This is a genomic window from Maribellus sediminis (genome assembly GCF_011799805.1).
Lineage (GTDB): Bacteria > Bacteroidota > Bacteroidia > Bacteroidales > Prolixibacteraceae > Draconibacterium > Draconibacterium sediminis_A.
The window spans coordinates 1303170-1321578 of record NZ_WXUB01000001.1 but is presented as its reverse complement, the minus strand read 5'-3'; the positions used below and the strand labels follow the sequence as shown (position 1 = coordinate 1321578).

11 protein-coding genes are annotated in these 18409 nt (G+C 42.6%); 8 read left to right on the top strand and 3 right to left on the bottom strand.

The window, feature by feature from the left end:
- Positions 1–8: 8 nt before the first annotated feature.
- The 3 genes from HFD85_RS05145 to HFD85_RS05135 are packed head-to-tail and all read right to left on the bottom strand — an operon-like array spanning position 9 to position 2916.
- Complete coding sequence (locus HFD85_RS05145) at positions 9–1025, bottom strand: zinc-binding alcohol dehydrogenase family protein (protein ID WP_167605696.1); 1017 nt, start codon at positions 1023–1025, stop codon at positions 9–11.
- 12 nt (positions 1026–1037) lie between these two features.
- Positions 1038–1865 (bottom strand): amidohydrolase family protein, encoded by an 828-nt coding sequence (locus HFD85_RS05140; RefSeq protein WP_167605693.1) that lies wholly within the window; start codon positions 1863–1865, stop codon positions 1038–1040.
- 10 nt (positions 1866–1875) lie between these two features.
- Entirely contained in the window at positions 1876–2916 is a 1041-nt protein-coding gene (locus HFD85_RS05135; protein WP_240925010.1) for an aldo/keto reductase, read from the bottom strand.
- Positions 2917–3163: 247 nt separating this feature from the next.
- On the opposite strand from HFD85_RS05135, the gene HFD85_RS05130 reads away from it, so the two are divergent.
- The 8 genes from HFD85_RS05130 to HFD85_RS05095 all read left to right on the top strand — a co-directional run bounded on the left by HFD85_RS05130 (position 3164) and on the right by HFD85_RS05095 (position 18406).
- Complete coding sequence (locus tag HFD85_RS05130; RefSeq protein ID WP_167605690.1) at positions 3164–4555, top strand: putative collagen-binding domain-containing protein; 1392 nt, start codon at positions 3164–3166, stop codon at positions 4553–4555.
- Positions 4556–4860: 305 nt separating this feature from the next.
- On the top strand, positions 4861–5397 hold the full coding sequence (locus tag HFD85_RS05125) for an RNA polymerase sigma factor (RefSeq protein ID WP_167605687.1): 537 nt from the start codon (positions 4861–4863) through the stop codon (positions 5395–5397).
- 67 nt (positions 5398–5464) lie between these two features.
- The gene (locus HFD85_RS05120) at positions 5465–6622 is read left to right on the top strand and encodes a FecR family protein (protein WP_167605684.1); all 1158 of its coding nucleotides are present in this window, start codon (positions 5465–5467) and stop codon (positions 6620–6622) included.
- Between the two features lie 131 nt (positions 6623–6753).
- Entirely contained in the window at positions 6754–10164 is a 3411-nt protein-coding gene (locus tag HFD85_RS05115; protein ID WP_206081862.1) for a TonB-dependent receptor, read from the top strand.
- Positions 10165–10183: 19 nt separating this feature from the next.
- Positions 10184–12064 (top strand): RagB/SusD family nutrient uptake outer membrane protein, encoded by a 1881-nt coding sequence (locus tag HFD85_RS05110; RefSeq protein WP_167605681.1) that lies wholly within the window; start codon positions 10184–10186, stop codon positions 12062–12064.
- 25 nt (positions 12065–12089) lie between these two features.
- Positions 12090–13283, top strand: coding sequence for a DUF4959 domain-containing protein (locus HFD85_RS05105; protein ID WP_167605678.1), 1194 nt, complete (start codon positions 12090–12092; stop codon positions 13281–13283).
- 12 nt (positions 13284–13295) lie between these two features.
- On the top strand, positions 13296–14882 hold the full coding sequence (locus HFD85_RS05100) for a DUF4998 domain-containing protein (RefSeq protein ID WP_167605675.1): 1587 nt from the start codon (positions 13296–13298) through the stop codon (positions 14880–14882).
- A gap of 65 nt (positions 14883–14947) precedes the next feature.
- Positions 14948–18406, top strand: a complete 3459-nt coding sequence (locus HFD85_RS05095; protein WP_167605672.1) for a discoidin domain-containing protein — start codon at positions 14948–14950, stop codon at positions 18404–18406.
- Positions 18407–18409 lie beyond the last annotated feature (3 nt).

The window sequence follows — 18409 nt, the reverse complement described above, 5'->3', positions numbered from 1 at the left end:
AATCATAACTAGAATTTCACCAAAATCTTCAGGATCTTGCCCGGCGCTTCCGACCATTCTTTCATCGTCTCGGGTGCATCTTCCGGATCAACGATTCTTGAAACCAGTAAACTTTCGTCCAGGTCACTTTCTCGCAGGTATTTCATCACAGCTTCAAAATCGCTAGGATTCGCATTTCTCGATCCCATGATCTCCAGCTCTTTCTGCACCCATAATTTGGTTGAGAATGAAATCTCGGAACCGGCGTAACCGATGCAAACCACACGGCCGGCAAAAGCCACTTCTTCAATCGCAGCTTTGTAGGTTATCGGATTACCGGCAGCTTCGATCACCACTGTTGGCCCGTCGCCATTCGTAATTTTCTCCAGCTCCTCATGCAGGTTCTGATCTTTTGAGTTGATGGTATACGTTGCGCCCAATTCTTTGGCCACTTCCAGTTTTGAGTCATCAATATCAACGGCTATAACTGTGGCTCCACGAAGTTTGGCCCGAATTATAGCACCACTACCAATCATTCCGCAACCAAAAACCATCACCGTGTCGATATCGGTCACTTTTCCGTTGTCAATCGCATGGAAACCAACAGTGAGCGGTTCTACCAACGCCAGTTGCAAATCTGATAAGGCCTCATCTTTTAACACCTTTTGCCACGGAACTGAGATGTACTCGGCCATGGCACCATCACGCTGAACACCCAAAGTCTGGTTGTAGCGACAGGCATTAAAACGTTTCTTTTTACACGAGCTACACTGTCCGCAATTGGTGTATGGCACCACCGTTACCAATTGACCAACAGAAAAAGTATCAGGTACATTCTCTCCTATTTCTTCAATAACGGCAGAAATTTCGTGACCCGGAACTCGCGGATACTGAACCAGTGGATTTTTACCAAGGTAAGTACTTAGGTCGGAGCCGCAAAAGCCCACATATTTTAATTTTAGCAAAATCTCGCCACTGGCCGGTTGTGGCAAAGCACGCTCAACCAACTGCATCTCCCCTGCTTCTGTTATCTCTATTGCCTTCATCTATTTCTAATTTTAAAGTTGATACACCTTTTCGGCATTTTTATGAAATATCATTTTTTGTTCTTCTTCTGAAAATTGTGCCAGCTGCTTTTTTACCAGGTTCAGCCAGTCAGAATATTCGGTGGCAACAAGGCACACCGGCCAGTCTGATCCAAACAGCAAACGTTCGGGGCCGAATGCTTTAATCACTACATCGAAATAAGGTTTCAACTGTTCCTCAGTCCAGTTATTAAAATCAGCTTCGGTAACCATTCCACTTATTTTGCAGCTTACATTTTCACGTTCGGCCAGTTCCCATAAATATTTTGCCCACGGTTCCAGCTCATTCGCTTTTATGCGTGGTTTGGCAATGTGATCGAGCACAAACTGCTGATCAGGATGCTGGTCGACAAATGTGATGGTATTGACCAATTGGTGCTCAAAAATCAGAATATCATAGGCCAAATCGTAGTTTTTAAGCAGCGAAATTCCACGGTTAAATTCCTTTCCAAGAATAAAGTTCGGATCCGGTTCACCCTGAACCACATGACGAAGCGACTTCAGATTTTTGTCTTGGCTGTATTTATCCAGTAGCTCTCCAATATTTTCAGCAGCCAACGGAAGCCAGCCAACTATGCCACGCATAAACTCATTTTCGGCAGCCAGTTCCAACAACCAGTTGGTCTCTTCCAGGCTTTGCCGGGCCTGAACCGTTACAACGCCTTCAACTCCGGTTCCTTTCAATGTTTCTTTTAGGTCGGCAGGTAAAAAGCTGCGGCGGATTTGGGCCATATCATCATCGATCCAGTCGTATTCAACCGGGTCGTAATTCCAGTAATGGTGGTGCGTATCAATAATCATAGTCGGTAGTTTATAAATACGGGTAATCTTGTTCAATTATACCTTCAGCCTTCAATTCAGACCAAAATTCTATGGGGAATTCTTTCTCCAACAGAGCTTTGTTGTTTGCCATTCGTTTCGGTTTGCTCGGATTTAATGCCACTGCCTGAATCTGAGGTGCCGAAAGCGCAAACTTCAAACAAGCATCGCCGGGTGCAATGTCAAATTTCTCACAACTTGCAAAGAACTTTTCACGCCATTCAAACAGGTGCCTGTCGTCAGGATTTTCGGGGCTGACTACGCGGTAATCGAAATATTCGCCACCTGTTAAAAATCCTGCATTAAAAATGGCGGAATTAATCACTCCCACTCCGTCATCACCAAGTTGCTTCACAAAATCAACAATCGCTTTTGGGTGGTGGTAAATGGTGAATTTATTGGCAAACATCACCCAGTCGAACTTCACCTTTTCATACAATTCTTTAATGACCAGCCAGTCTTTCGAGCCGATTCCAACCGCTTTTACTTCGCCTTTTTCTTTTAGCTCGAACAAAGCTTTATACGCTCCCAATATATCCTGCAAACGTTTTTCGCGGTCAGCTTCATCAGTAGCGGCAGCAAGGTATTCATCCGGATCGTGAACAGAAACCACTTCAGGTTTGTAAGCCTCGCCCAGTAACTCGCAACCTTGTTCCCAACACTGCAGGATACCTTCGTAACTGATCTTCTGAACAGCATCGTATTTCAGGTTTGCCCAGGCTCCGGGCTCAAAAGTTGGTTCTTCTGTTTCCAGCGGCACCCGGTACCAGCCCAGTTTATTACTGATTGTGATTGCTTCAGGTTGAACACCCAACTCTGCGAGGCCTCTGCCAATAACTTCCAGTGCCAGTCCGGCGCCATATTTACCGGCGCTGTCAATCATCACTTTTCCTTCGGAAACATTAAACCATTCGCGCATCAGCGAAAGTTTTTCTTCCCACGACAGTTCGCGGTAGAGGTTTCCCAGAAAGCTGGTTCCGTATATTATGGGTGGACACGACATATCGGTTGATCCTAAAGTTTTGGTTTGCATAGTAAAGATTTTGTTCTGCCTGCCCGGCAACTAAAAAAACTGCGAATATCAGTCAGTATTTTCAGCTGACTAAATTATTTAAAGATTGAGTTATTAGCAACACTGTTCAGTAACAATCGGCCAAAAGCAGGTATAAAATTAATTTGCCAACATGAAATACTTGCCAAACAATTAATGTTCAAACCATTAATCTGTATCTTGGTACTTTGAATTACCCGGCAACAATTGAAATTAAAGCAACTAAACCATGAACTTACAGATTTACATTTTCAGCCTGTTTCTTTTCGTTCAGTTACAAAGCGGAACAAATAAGGAGAGTAAACGAATTCAGCCCTGGACCGAAAATCATTGGTATTGGCAGTACAAAAACGAACCCATTTTATTGCTTGGAGCCAGTGATGATGACAACCTTTTTCAGTGGCCAAAAGAAATACTGATTCCGCAACTGGATTCGATGGTAATGGTTGGTGCCAACTACGTGCGTAACACCATGAGTGACAGGTACGATAAAAGCTTTGAAGTTTATCCTTATCAGCAACTCAACAACGGAAAACACGATCTTAACAGGTGGAATAAAACTTACTGGGATCGTTTTGAACAGTTTCTGAAAGCAACCAGGAAACGAGATATTATTGTGCAAATTGAAGTGTGGGATCGTTTTGATTATTCACGTGATAACTGGATCAAGAATCCTTATAATCCCAAAAACAATATCAATTATAACAATGAAGAATCAAAACTGGGCGAAAAATATCCCGACCATCCGGGTACTAACAGACAACCTTTTTTTTACACCACGCCGCAGCAGCAAAACAACGAGCTTCTGCTGGCATACCAAAAAAGATTTGTAGATAAAATGCTTTCGTATTCACTAAAGTACGACAACGTATTGTACTGCATGGATAATGAAACTTCGGCCCAGGAAGAATGGGCTACATTTTGGGCGGAGTATATTTTGAAAAGGGCGGCTATGGCCGGCAAGAAAATCTGTGTTACAGAAATGTGGGACGACTGGGATTTAAAATCGGACCATCATAAACGCACTTTCGATCATCCTGAGCGATATGCATTTTGCGATGTATCGCAAAACAATCAGAAAAAAGGACAGGTACACTGGGACAACTTTCAATGGGTACGAAATTATATTTCCGGGCAACCAAGGCCATTAAACACAGTAAAAACCTACGGCGCCGATGGTGGCACTTTTGGCAATACTGATGACGGCCTGGAGCGTTGGTGGAGGCACATTTTGGGTGGAGCCGCCGCTGCACGTTTCCATCGCCCGACATCAGGCCTTGGATTATCTGATATTTCTCTGAATTCGATTAAAACGGTCCGCGAAATAGAAAAAAGCGTAAAATTCTGGAACCTTCAACCTGGAAATGATTTGCTGTCGGACAGGGAAGACAACGAAGCCTACCTGGCTTCGGCCACGGGAGAAGCTTATGTGGTATTTTTTACCAACGGCGGTGAAGTTGGACTGGATATGCAAAATGCAGACTCAGAATTTGAAGTGTACTGGATGGACATCAGAAAAGGAGAATGCGTACAAACCGATACGATATCGGGTGGTAAAATATTGAATTTGAGAGCGCCGGGAGACCAGGAACAAGTTGTTGTTTTAAATAAATTAAAATGATGTATAAAAGTTTTTAAATTTTTCAACAACCTCTTAATAACTGTAATTCACTATATGTATGAATCTTAGCCATAACAAACCAGGGGTTACTGTAAATAACACAAAATCAAAAACGTTAATTTTTCTTAATTCATGTTTTGAAACACTAATCTTATTACATACATTTGAAAACCTGAAGTAGGAATAAGAATGTAACAATTGGGACAAATCATTTTACATTCAGCTTGTTATTCACTTCGGTAAAACTAACGGGAAAGGGTAAGTAATTACCATTTTTTTTTACTAACTGAACAAACTTAGCCATTGTGTTGAAGGATAAAACTATTTTGTCTAAAATCAGGGCAGGAGATGAACGGGCATATCGGGAATTATTCAATATACATTATCGTATATTGGTGCAGTATGCTGATCGTTTTTTAAACGATATTCCCTTAGCCGAAGACGTGGTTCAGGGTGTCTTTATCTATCTCTGGGAAAATGCATCAAAAATCGAGTTAACACAATCTTTAAAATCCTATTTATTCAAAGCGGTAAAAAACTCCTGTCTCAATCAGTTACGAGCCATACAGATTTACGACAAACACCAAATCTTATATCTCGAAGCGGCTTTACTCCAATTAAAGGAAGAAGAGCATCATGACACAGAATTACTGGAAGAAGTTCAGCAAGCTTTAATGAAGTTGCCTGAAAAAATGTACCAGATATTCTTTTTGCGCTTTAAGGAAGAACTAAGTATAAAAGAAATAGCGCAAAACCTTTCGGTTAGCGAAAATACAGTAAAATCACACCTTTTTAAGGGCCGCATCATCTTACGCAAGCAACTAAAATTGTTAACGGGTTAATTTTTTTCAAGTGTAAGTAAACCTTTTGTCGTTTAGATGTGCCTTACTGTTACGAACAACTTGTGAAGTGAACAGCAAAATCGATTATCACATACTTTGGAAATATTTTCATTCTGATCTGTCTGAGCAAGATCAGCAGGAGCTGGATGTATGGCTAAAATCATCTTCGAAGCATCGCGCGTATTTTGAAAATGTAAAGAAGAAATATTCGGAAAACAATTTGGTTCAATACAATCCGGATATGGAAACTGCCTGGAGAAACATTAGCCGTTCCATAAATAAGAAGCGAAATATACGATGGCAAATTTCGGTTGCAGCCGGTTTTCTGGTGATTGCAGGACTGGCGTTGTTTTTTGTACTTAATCAAAGCCGGCAAATACAACCCGTTCCGATTTCAGATATCAGTTTCGATCCGGGAATATCAAAGGCAACTCTTGTATTCGAAAATGGCTCGCAAGTTGAACTGGAAGCCCAAACCGACACGGTAATCAGTAACGATGAGGTACTTATAAATAACAGCAACAAGGTACTGAACTACCAAACGAAAGAAAAGGATCAGAAGATCACAAAGAAACCTAAAGAAATACGATACAATACATTAATTGTTCCCAGAGGCGGAGAATACGATCTTGTGCTGACAGATGGAACTACGGTAAAAATCAATTCGGAATCGATACTGAGGTACCCGGTTGAATTCACAGGCAACTCGAGGAATGTGGAATTGATCGGGGAAGCCTTCTTTAAGGTGAAGTCGGATGCTGCGAAACCTTTTATTATTAGCACCGGAAAACACCTTACCAAAGTTTATGGCACCACCTTTAATATTAAATCGTACCCCGAAGAAAACGAAACCTGCACTACTTTAATTGAAGGACACGTAACCAACAGTGTTGTCGGAGGAGCTGAACACGAACTAATTCCCGGTCATCAATCCGTATTCAGAAAAGACAACGAAGTATTTGAAACAAAAAAGGTAAATGTCAGCGAATTTACGTCGTGGAGTGAGGGTCGCTTCTATTTCAGAAACATGAGTCTTGAAGAAATGACAAAAATACTGGCGAGATGGTACGATGTTGAATTTCAATTCAATAACGACGAAACCCGAGAAATAAAATTCAGTGGCAATTTAAAACGATACGAGAATATACAAACGATATTAGTAAAACTTAGTAAAACAAATGAAATAACTTTTAGTGCCTATGAGAATACCATTTTTTTAAACTAACAAGTTGATTTGGGAAGTAATTCCCTGTGCGTTTACACGCACTATAATTTTTTAAAACCATTATTTACCAGCTTATGAAAAAAATGAAAGAAGGGGCCTTCTGTTTCAGTTGGCTCAAATGTATTTTATTTATGAAGGTTACTGTGCTACTATTAGTTTTGGGAGTTATGCAGTCGCAGGCGAGTGTTTACTCACAGGCTACAAAACTTACCTTGCAACTACAAAATGCGAAAGTAACCGAAGTTTTAAGTAAAATAGAAGAACAAAGCGAGTTTACATTTCTTTATCGTGCTGATTTATTCGATGAACTGGATAAAATCAATATCGACGAGAACGCTACTTCTGTTGAAGAAATCTTAAACAAATACCTGGTTCCACAGGGATTTGATTATGAAATAGATGATCAAACTGTAATAATTCGCGCAAAAGCCGAAGTAGAAATCGACTCAAAGGCCAATTCGGACCTTCCTCAGCAAAAAAAGATTACAGGTACCATTGTCGACAAAAGCGGATCGCCACTGCCGGGAGCTACAGTTACTGTGCTCGGAACCACACGTGGTGTTATTACCGACGTTGACGGAACTTTTTCAATCGACGCTACATCTGATGACAAACTGGTTTTCTCGTTTATCGGAATGGAGTCGCAAGTAGTTGACGTAGGTAACCAAACTACTTTGAAAATAACCTTATCGGAAAAAACCGAGGAACTGGAAGATGTTACGGTTGTAGCTTACGCCAAACAGAAAAAGGAAAGCGTACTTGCATCGATCGAAACGGTACGCCCCGATGAACTGCGTGTACCTGCAAGTAACCTTACTACTGCTCTGGCCGGTAGAATGTCGGGAGTTATTTCTTACCAGCGAAGTGGTGAACCGGGACAGGATAATGCCCAGTTCTTCATTCGCGGTGTAACTACCTTTGGTTACAAAAAAGACCCACTTATTCTGATTGACGGTATCGAACTTTCGGCTACCGACCTTTCACGCCTGCATCCCGATGATATTGCAGCGTTCTCGATTATGAAGGATGCTACAGCAACAGCACTTTATGGTGCTCGTGGAGCAAACGGTGTTATCCTGGTAACTACAAAAGAAGGACGTGAAGGAGCGGCTAAAGTGAGTATACGCTTCGAGAACTCCTTATCGCAGCCAACTCAGAATATCGATTTTGCCGATCCGATTACCTACATGAAACTGCACAATGAAGCAGTTAGAACACGCGATCCACTTGGATTCCTTCCTTATTCGCAAAGCAAGATCGATAATACCATAGCAGGTAAAAACCCAATGGTATTTCCACAAACCGACTGGCAGGATGAATTGTTAAAAGATTATGCCATGAACCAGCGTTTGAACCTGAACATGTCGGGTGGAGGTAAAGTGGCACGTTACTACATCGCAGGTTCTGTTTCGAAAGACAACGGTATTCTTAATGTACGTGGCGACAACTCGTTTAACAGTAATATCGACCTGAAACGCTACCTGATCCGTTCAAACATTAATATCAATGTAACCAACACTACGGAAGCTGTTGTTCGTGTTCACGGAACATTCGACGATTACCGCGGACCGATCCAGGGTGGTCAGGAAATGTACCGGGCTATCATGCGTTCGAATCCGGCTTATTTCCCGGCGGTTTACGAACCCGATGCAGCGCACGCCAATACACAACACATTTTGTTTGGTAACTACGGAAATGCCAATTACATCAACCCTTATGCTGAACTCGTAAGAGGATATAAGGAATACAGCCAATCGCTGATGCTGGCCCAATTCGAAATAAAGCAGGATCTTTCATTTGTTACCGACGGACTTCGAGCCCGTTTCCTGGGTAACACCACCAGAAATGCCTATTTCGATGTAGTACGTTCGTATAATCCATTTTACTATACCGTAACGGATTATGATCCAAGAACTGAAGAATATGAACTAACCGTACTGAATGCCAATGAAGGGCGTACTTCGCTCGACTATCAGGAGGGAAATAAAACAGTGTCATCTTCTTTCTATTCAGAAGCCGCATTGTCATACGATCAAACTTTTAGTGATAAACACGGAGTAAGCGGGCTTTTAGTTGGTATAATGAGGCAATCACTTTCGGGTAACGAAGGAAGCCTTCAGGCATCACTTCCAAGCCGTAACCTCGGACTATCAGGCCGTTTTACTTATTCATACGACAGCCGTTATTTTGCCGAGTTTAACTTTGGGTATAACGGTACTGAACGTTTCTCGAAACAAGAGCGTTTTGGTTTCTTCCCTTCGGCGGGTGCCGCATGGTTTGTATCAAACGAAGCTTTTATGCAGGGACTGAAACCCACCATTTCGAAACTGAAAATTAAAGCGACTTATGGAAAGGTTGGTAACGATCAGATTGGTTCTCGTAATGACCGCTTTTTCTACCTGTCGAATGTAAACCTTAATGATACCGGCGACCGGCAATACAGTTGGGGAACCAACTCAAATTATACCGTAAACGGAGTTTCGATTTCGCGCTATGCCAACGACCAGATAACCTGGGAAACAGCTACAAAAACCAACATTGGTATCGAACTTGGTTTGTGGGACAAATTAGAAATCCAGGCCGATATCTTTAGTGAATACAGGACCAATATCCTCATGGACCGTTTGGCATTTTCAACATTCGGATTGCAGGCCAGTACAAAAGCTAACGTGGGCGAAGCATCTAGCAAGGGTATTGATGTGTCACTGGACTACAACCAAATATTCGACAATGGTATATGGTTAACCGGACGTGGTAACTTCACCTATGCCCGGGGTATTTTCGAGAAGGTGGAAGAACCCGATTACAGCGCAACACCATGGAAATCGAGAGTCGGACAAGCGATCGATCAGCAGTGGGGCTACATTGCCGAGCGCTTGTTTGTTGACGATTGGGAAGTAATAAACTCACCGGAGCAGACATTCGGAGGTAGTGAAGTTCGTGGTGGGGATATCAAGTACCGCGACATAAACGGCGATGATAAGATCACCTCTTTAGACCAGGTTCCGATTGGTTATCCTACCACACCTGAAATTATTTATGGTTTTGGTGTATCTGCCGGTTGGAAAGGATTCGATGCTTCCGTATTCTTCCAGGGATCAGCCCGTTCATCGTTCTGGATCGATGCAAATGCCACTGCACCATTTATCAATCATTCATGGGGTGGTGATCCATTTAGCGGTTTCGAAAAAAACAATGCCTTGTTACAGGCATACGCCGACAGCCACTGGTCGGAAGCTAACCAGGATGTATATGCACTCTGGCCACGTTTATCCGATACGGCCGAACCGAATAACACCGCCAGAAATACCTGGTTTATGCAAGACGGAGCATTCCTGCGATTAAAATCAGCCGAATTTGGCTATACTATACCAACCAGTGTTTATCAAAGAATTGGTCTGGATAATTGCCGAATCTATTTGAGTGGTACTAACCTGCTTACTTTTAGCAAGTTTAAACTATGGGATCCTGAAATGGGTGGAAACGGCCTTGGATATCCGGTTCAGCGTGTAGTTAACATCGGTATTCAGGTAGGGTTTTAAACATTAAAAGAATAAGGATATGAAGAATATAAAACACAGTATAACAGTTCTACTCATATTATTCACAGCATTTTCGTGTGATTATCTTGACGTAGTACCCGATAACGTAGCCACCATCGACGATGCTTTTGTTGACAAGGCATCGGCTGAAAAATTTCTGGCTACTTGTTACAGCTATCTGCCCAACTTTGGCGACCCATGGATTAATTCAGGTATTGGTTCGGGCGACGAAGTTTGGTTCAACGAAGAAATAGTTGGCAGTAATTTTAACTCGGCATTAATAGCCCGTGGATTACAAAATACAAATGATCCTCACCTGAATTTCTGGGATGGCCGCATGCGGGGTAAAAGCATGTACATTGCCATTCGCGACTGCAACATCTTTCTTGAAGAGATTGACAACGCAACAGACCTTACCGGTGCGGAAAAAGCACGTTGGATTGCCGAGGTTAAGTTTCTGAAAGCCTATTATCATTTTTGGTTGTTTAAATCGTACGGGCCAATTCCGATCATTCGCGAAAACCTACCGATTTATACCAACACCGAAGATGTACAGGTTTACCGCGATCCGGTTGACGATGTAGTGAGTTACATTGTTGAACTGATTGACGAAGCTTCACCTGATCTTCCTATGCGACTTACATCAGAAGCCATTGAGCTGGGACGTATTACACGGCCAATCGCACTGGCAATGAAAGCTCGAGTGCTGGCAACAGCTGCCAGTCCGCTTTTTAACGGAAATACCGATTATTCTTCGGTAGTCGACAACAGAGGTGTAAGCCTTTTTAATCAAGCCTACGATCCTAATAAATGGCAAATTGCTGCCAATGCAGCAAAAGCTGCTATCGACACTGCACTGGCTGCTAATCACAGTTTGGTGAACGAGTACCGCACAAAATCGGACATCTCTTCAGATTTGGAACGGGAATGTGTTATACGTTCTATTTTCACCGACCGTAACAGCCCGGAATTGTTGTGGGGTTCCACCGACTTCAGATTCTCTCAGGGTTACCAGCGTATGTGTGTACCATTGATGATCCAGGTAACTTCATCGAACCCGGTTAGCCAGTTTTATGCATCAACCCTGCGTATGGCCGAGTTGTTTTACACTAAAAACGGTGTGCCGATTGATGAAGATGCCAACTTTGATTACGCTAACCGTTTTGAACTAAGAACCGCCGTTACTGAAGAAAGTGATTTTGTGCGCTCGGGTGAACAAACTGCAGTTCTGCACTTCGATCGTGAAGCACGTTTTTACGCCAGCATTGCCTTCGACCGCGGAACCTATTTCATGGATCCTACTTATTACTACGTGCAAACACGTCAGGGCGAACTGGCTACAAAACGTAACCAGGGCGAATTCTCAGCAACCGGATATTTCGTGAAGAAACTGATCAATCCGAACAGTGCTCTGAATACCAACACCATGTTGGCTTATTACGAATATCCGTTCCCGATCATTCGTCTGGCCGATGTATTCCTGTTGTATGCTGAGGCACTAAACGAAGTAAAAAGTACACCTGATGCCGAAGTATATGAATACATTGATTTAGTAAGAGAAAGAGCAGGACTCGAAGGTGTTGTTGAAAGTTGGGCCAACTATTCCACCCAACCCGATAAACCTACCACTAAGGAAGGAATGCGTGAGATTATTAAACAGGAACGCTTAATCGAACTGGCGTTTGAAGGACAGCGTTTCTGGGACTTAAGAAGATGGAAGGATGCAGAGAAATACATGAACCAACCGATTCGTGGGTGGAACATTAATGGAGCAGGAACTGGTTTCTACAATGTAACAACCATCTTTACACCTTCGTACAATTTCAAGGACTACTTGTGGCCAATACGCGAAGAGGAAATCGTTAAAAACCCGAACCTGGTGCAAAACCCGGGCTGGTAGTAGCTTAATTTTAAAGATTTAAAAGATGAAAAAATACATTAATTTAATCGCAATATTCGCAATTATAACCCTGTTGAGTGGTTGTGAGGAAGATACCCATAAACCATTGTTTCCGGACTCAAATCCTCCGGGGCCAATTACGAATCCACAGGTTGAAAACTTACCCGGTGCTGCAATGATTTCCTATAGTCTTCCATCAGACGAGGACCTGCTTTATGTAAAAGCGGAATATACCTTATCAGACGGAAGAATGATGGAAAGCAAAAGTTCAGGCTATCTGAATATGATTCAGGTGGAGGGCTTCGGCGACACGAACGAAAAAACCGTTACCTTATATGCTGTAGACCGTAGCGAAAATGTTTCCAGCCCGGTAACTGTAAAAGTTAACCCGGAACTTCCCGATGTTCATTCTGTAAAAAATACCATTGAAATGGTGGGCGACTTCGGTGGCGTTCGTTTCCGTTGGCAAAACGAAAACAATGCCTCTTTGGCTTTCTTTTTCATGGCTGAAGATTCTACAGGAACTCTGAGCTTACTAAATGTTGTTTATTCGGGGGTTACTGAAGGAGAATATACCATCAGGGGATTTGAACCTGAAGAACGTGAGTTCGCTGTTGTGGTTCGCGACAGGTGGGATAATTATTCTGATACCGCAAAAATAACAGTTACTCCGCTTTTCGAACAAAAACTGGATAAAGAGAAATGGGTGTTGGTTCAGCTGGCTAATGATCCACCTTCAGCCTGGAATGCCTGGGAAGGAAGAGCAGAATATGCCTGGGACGATGACATCAATACCTTTAACCACACCTATGCCGGTTCTGATGGTTGGCCACAAAGGTTAACACTTGACCTTGGAGCTAATGTAAAACTTAGTAGGGTTATTGTCCACCAACGTCAAACATTCGCCTACCGACATGGTAATCCGCGTTTGATGGATATTTGGGGAATTAAGGAAGCACCTGCACAAGACGGCAGCCTCGATAACTGGTTCCCGCTTCGTGTAGCTCCTGAAAACGGATGTGTTGCAAGACGACCTTCGTTAGAGGGCGGAACTGCTGCTGAAGATGATGAACACCTGTTGAGTGGTGATGAATACTCGTTTACTTTAGATGATCCGGAAGTGAGATATGTTCGATTTGTGATACATGAAACCTGGGGATTAACAGGATTCTCACACTTTGGGGAGATTACTTTTTACGGACAAGAAATATCTGAATAAAAACTAAAACATATGAAAAAAATAACTATAATATTTGCTTTCATTTTTGGCCTTGCATTGCTTTTTAATGCCTGTCAGGATATGGAAGACATACATAGTGAATACCTGGATGGCGAGGTTATTTATGCGCCCAAGCCCCTAATACCGGAAACATTTGCAGGTAAAAACAGGATCGGCATTAAGTATTATCTGTTTAATGCCATAAACGTGAATAAATGTGTTATTGAATGGAACGACGGCGCCGACTCGCAAACCGAAGAAATAACGCCGGCAGTACCACTCGATTCCATAACCTTTATGATCAATAACCTGGAAGAGAAATCGTACCTCTTTAAGATTTACACGATCGACAAAAATGGAAACCGCTCTGTAAAAACACAGGTTACCGGCTCTTCTTACGACCTGAAATACCAGGCAGGTTTAACAAACCGTCCGGTTCTGAGCATTGAAGGAGGAGGAACTGTTGACTCGGTTACAGTAATGTGGGGAACACCAGGAAAAGGTCATACCGGAGTTGAATACAGCTACATTAACTCTGATGGAGCAACCGTAACAGCAACCCTTGCTCCCGACATGGACAAGCTGGTAATCAGGGGTTGGCAGTCGGAAAGTGAAATGACTTACAAGTCGTATTACATTCCCGAAGAAAATGCCATCGACACATTTGCGTCAGCCGAAGCCACTGAAACTTTGCCTACGTTTATTGAATTCAACGGTACTAAAATTGCTAAAACCAACTGGGAAATTATCGATTTTTCTACTGAAGAACCCGCAGAAGGAGCTCCAAACGGCTTAGCTTCTGCTGCAATCGATAATAACCTGGGTACATTCTGGCATACACAATGGAGTGGCGGCAATCCGGGATATCCACACCATTTCACCGTTGACATGAAGGATATTGTAAAAATCAATATGATTAAAACCTTCCGACGTCAGGGCGATAGCCGCGGACAAACCGAATTCCAGATTCATACCAGTTTAGACGGAGTGAATTACACCCAACAGGGCACATTTAGCTACGATGCCGGTCTGGATAGTATGTCTTATAACCTGCCTTCGTTACCGATGGCTCGTTACGTAAAATACGTAGCAACTAAGGGTTCTAATTTCTTTGCCTTCCTGGCCGAGCTGGATGTTTACGGACAGGTTGCAGCTAAAATGGACAAATCGGTTTGGGAAGCTGTCGACTTCTCTTCAGAAGAAGCTGGTGGTGAAGGTCCGGTAAATGGATACGTAACTGCTGCTTTTGATGACGACGTAAATACATTCTGGCATACCACGTGGTCAACCGCTTCACCGGATTATCCGCACCATATAACAATCGACATGAAAAAAACTGTCCGAATGTTTGCGATGGATTTTGCAAGAAGAAAAGGAAATGGAAATGGTCATACAAAATTCCAGATCTTGACCAGTATGGATGGAGTAAACTTCGAAGATCAGGGAACTTTCCCTTTTAACAATCAAATCAACGATTTCCAATTCTATCCGATGGCTTTCTTGCCAACAGCCAGGTATTTCAAATTTGTGGCGCTAGAAGGGCCAAAGAATTTTACCTTCCTGGCAGAAATGAATGTTTACGGACAAGTAATAGAATAGCTTTATTAGCTTAGATAATTTTAAAAAGAAAACCCGTTTCAACGGGTTTTCTTTTTCATACGCCTATGAAAACAATACTTTTACAACTTATTCTCCTCCTACTTATTCCTTTTTTTACCAAAGCACAATCTCATTTTACACCTTACGATGAATTACCCGGTATCGATAAAACAGTTAAACCAGCATATTCTGAGTCCTACACGGGCTGGCAAAAAATGCTTTATCAATACCCGGTTAACTATCATCAAATCAGAAATGATTTTGAGCGATATTCCAATCTTCATCCAAATGAAAAATCGGCCCTGACTCGCTATTACAAAATTTGGTCGCGTGTAATAGCAGATTATACCAACGCCGATGGTGAAATAGATATTCTTCATTCTGATGAATGGCAAAATAAATTGTATGAGCAGCAATCCGCCCAACAGAAGCTTTTAAAATCGACCCATGCAGGCAATACCGGCTGGCGTTTTTTAGGACCGGTAGAGACCACCTGGTTAAACGATCCAAACATCAGCAGTGACCGGATTGGCGAAAACGGACATCCAAAACAATGCCCCTGGCAGGTAAATGTTTATTCCTTTGATGTTGCTGCTACCAATGAAAATATTATTTACTGCGGAACCGAAACAGGATATGTAAATAAAAGTACCGACAAAGGCTCAAGCTGGGAACCTCTTGGTCTTAACTATCCTTTTGGTGGAGGAATTACGGCGGTTGCCATTCATCCAAATTCACCTGATACAGTTTACGTGGCAGCAGGAAAACAAATACATAAAACCACCGATGGTGGAAAAACATGGGCACCACTATTGCCATTAAACAACCTGTTTAGTGCAAGCCGCCTGAAGATTGACGCAAACAATCCAAATAAAATTATGGCTGCTGCCGGAGAGGGTCTTTTTATTTCAACCACCGGCGGAGTTGTGTGGCAAAAAAAATGGAATTACCCAACTTATGATGTTGATATTAAACCAAATACTAGTGATGTAATTTATGGACTCAGCAAAAATAGCAGCGGAAAATATACACTGGTAATTTCAACCGATGGTGGAAGTAATTTTTCGGTTCAGGAAAATTTCCCGTCAGCTATTACAGAATACAGTGGTGGATTACTGGCAGTAACAGCCAACAACCAGGATGTACTATTTGCCGTAATGCTTAGTTCCGATGAAGACGAAACACCTTATTTGTATAAAGGAACAATTACAAATAATGAATGGAACTGGGTGAAACTGGCATCAGGGAAAACCCCTGCCTTGGAAATGAATAACGGACAGGGATACTTCGATCTCGTACTTGAAGTTTCTCCGAATAACGAGAATATACTATTTGTTGGAACAACTACACTTTATAAATCCACTAATGGAGGCTCGGGTTTCACCAAAATTGGTGGCTATGGTGGTAATTTTCCTATTCACCCTGATATTCAGGATATGAAAATTCTGGAGAACGGAGAAATGTGGGTGGCTACTGACGGAGGCATGAATTTTTCGACCGATTATTTTTCCGATGTTGAAAACTACAGTTCGCGTTCGTATGGAATTCTGGGCTCCGACATGTGGGGATTCGATCAGGGATGGAACGAAGATATTATTGTTGGCGGAAGGTACCACAATGGAAACACAGCCCTTACCGACTTTTACGATGGAAAAGCTCTGCGAATGGGAGGAGCCGAATCGCCCACAGGATGGGTAATAAAAGGTAAAAGCCGTCACGTTGCTTTCAATGATCTTGGAAACGGATGGATTTTACCCGATAAATCGGACGGATATGCTGAAGGCCGTTTCATATTTAGCAAATACCCTAACATGGACGAATACGGTGGCCGACGTGGTAACCTTGTTCAGCATCCGAATTACTACGGCACTATTTATTTGGGTGAAGAAAATGGTTTTTGGAGAAGTACTGACATGGGACAATCGTTCGATCTCTTACACCAGTTTCCCGGCAGGGTGCGTTTTCTGCAAATTAGTCCTGTAAATCCCAACCTGCTTTTTGTCGATATTGTAAATTACGGCCTGTATAAAAGTACTGATGGTGGTATAACCTGGGAGAGAAAACCATCATTAACCAACGGGACTTATGCCAATGCTTCCTGGAATGGTAAATTATTTTTTGTGCTCTCGCCAACCGATGAAGATAAAATATACGTCTGTCTGCAAAATGGAACCTGGTCGGATGACATTGGAAAAATATTCCGCTCGGATGATGGTGGTGACACCTGGACCGACTGGAGCGATGGATTGCAGGAATATACCAAATGCCTGGTGATTCAACCAACAAAAAATGGTAAGGATCGACTCTATATTTTCACCAATTCAATAAATGGAGAAACGTCAAAAGTTTACACACGCGAAGAAGGTTATCCCTACTGGTTAGATTTTAACGAAAAATACCCTTCGGGAGTAAGTGTTAACAGTGCCCTACCCTTTTACCGCGACAGTAAAATACGGATGGCCGGAAATGCCGGAATCTGGGAAGTAAAAATGGTAGATACTACATTTACCCCGCTTATTAATCCCTGGGTCGAAAAAGCCTTTTATTCGTGTATGGAAGACACCCTTTATTTCGACGACCATTCAATTCTCAATCATTCGGGGGCCACCTGGGAATGGTCAATATCGCCTGAACCGCTTTACATTGATAATGTAAATAAGAGAAATCCAAAAGTAGTTCTGGGAAACCCGGGGAGTTACGATGTAACTTTAACAGTGACTGTCGATGGTGAAGCGTACAGTAAAACCATTCCGAACATGGTTGAAACTACAACTTGTCCGTCGTTAACTGATTGCAGCAACCCCGGCAGGCTGGATAAAAGCCTGTGGAGCCTTTTTTACGTTGATAGCGAAGAAACTGCAGGAGAAGATGGCAGTGCCGTTAATGCTTTCGACGAGGATCCGACGACTATCTGGCACACCGAATGGTACTATTCAAGCCCCGGCTACCCGCATGAAATTCAGATCGATTTGGGCGACACCTTCAACCTCAGTGGATTAAAGTACCTTCCCCGGCAAAACAGCAGTAACGGAAGAATAAAAAACTACGAAATATACATTTCCGATTCCCGGTCGAACTGGGGCGTTCCGGTTACTACCGGAAGTTTTGATAGTGGTGCAAATGAAAAAAATATCAGTTTTGAAGCTACCACCGGACGATACCTGCGTTTCCGAGCAATTTCTGAACAAAATGGAAATACCTGGGCCAGCATCGCCGAAATTGCATTGACCGGCTGTTACCACAAGGATAATGTGACTTCGGTAATCGAAAATGAACTTAGCAAAATGATCAATGTTTTTCCGGTTCCGTGCAACGACAGGCTGACACTTGACTTCCCCGGAAACATCAACGGGAAATGGAACTACAACATTTATTCAGGCACCGGGAATAAAGTGGATGAACAGCATAATTTGCCGGCAGCAAGTCAATCAATAAATGTCGCCCACCTGTCGCCCGGAATGTATTATTTGGTTATCAGCAATGACAAGCAGCAAACGTACCGAGTAAAATTCATTAAAAACTAAAAG

Excerpts from the sequence above, each read along its gene's own strand:
- HFD85_RS05145 (WP_167605696.1), bottom strand. The coding sequence starts at position 1,025 with ATGAAGGCAATAGAGATAACAGAAGCAGGGGAGATGCAGTTGGTTGAG.
- HFD85_RS05140 (WP_167605693.1), bottom strand. The coding sequence starts at position 1,865 with ATGATTATTGATACGCACCACCATTACTGGAATTACGACCCGGTTGAA.
- HFD85_RS05135 (WP_240925010.1), bottom strand. The coding sequence starts at position 2,916 with ATGCAAACCAAAACTTTAGGATCAACCGATATGTCGTGTCCACCCATA.
- HFD85_RS05130 (WP_167605690.1), top strand. The coding sequence starts at position 3,164 with ATGAACTTACAGATTTACATTTTCAGCCTGTTTCTTTTCGTTCAGTTA.
- HFD85_RS05115 (WP_206081862.1), top strand. The coding sequence starts at position 6,754 with ATGAAGGTTACTGTGCTACTATTAGTTTTGGGAGTTATGCAGTCGCAG.
- HFD85_RS05110 (WP_167605681.1), top strand. The coding sequence starts at position 10,184 with ATGAAGAATATAAAACACAGTATAACAGTTCTACTCATATTATTCACA.
- HFD85_RS05105 (WP_167605678.1), top strand. The coding sequence starts at position 12,090 with ATGAAAAAATACATTAATTTAATCGCAATATTCGCAATTATAACCCTG.
- HFD85_RS05100 (WP_167605675.1), top strand. The coding sequence starts at position 13,296 with ATGAAAAAAATAACTATAATATTTGCTTTCATTTTTGGCCTTGCATTG.
- HFD85_RS05095 (WP_167605672.1), top strand. The coding sequence starts at position 14,948 with ATGAAAACAATACTTTTACAACTTATTCTCCTCCTACTTATTCCTTTT.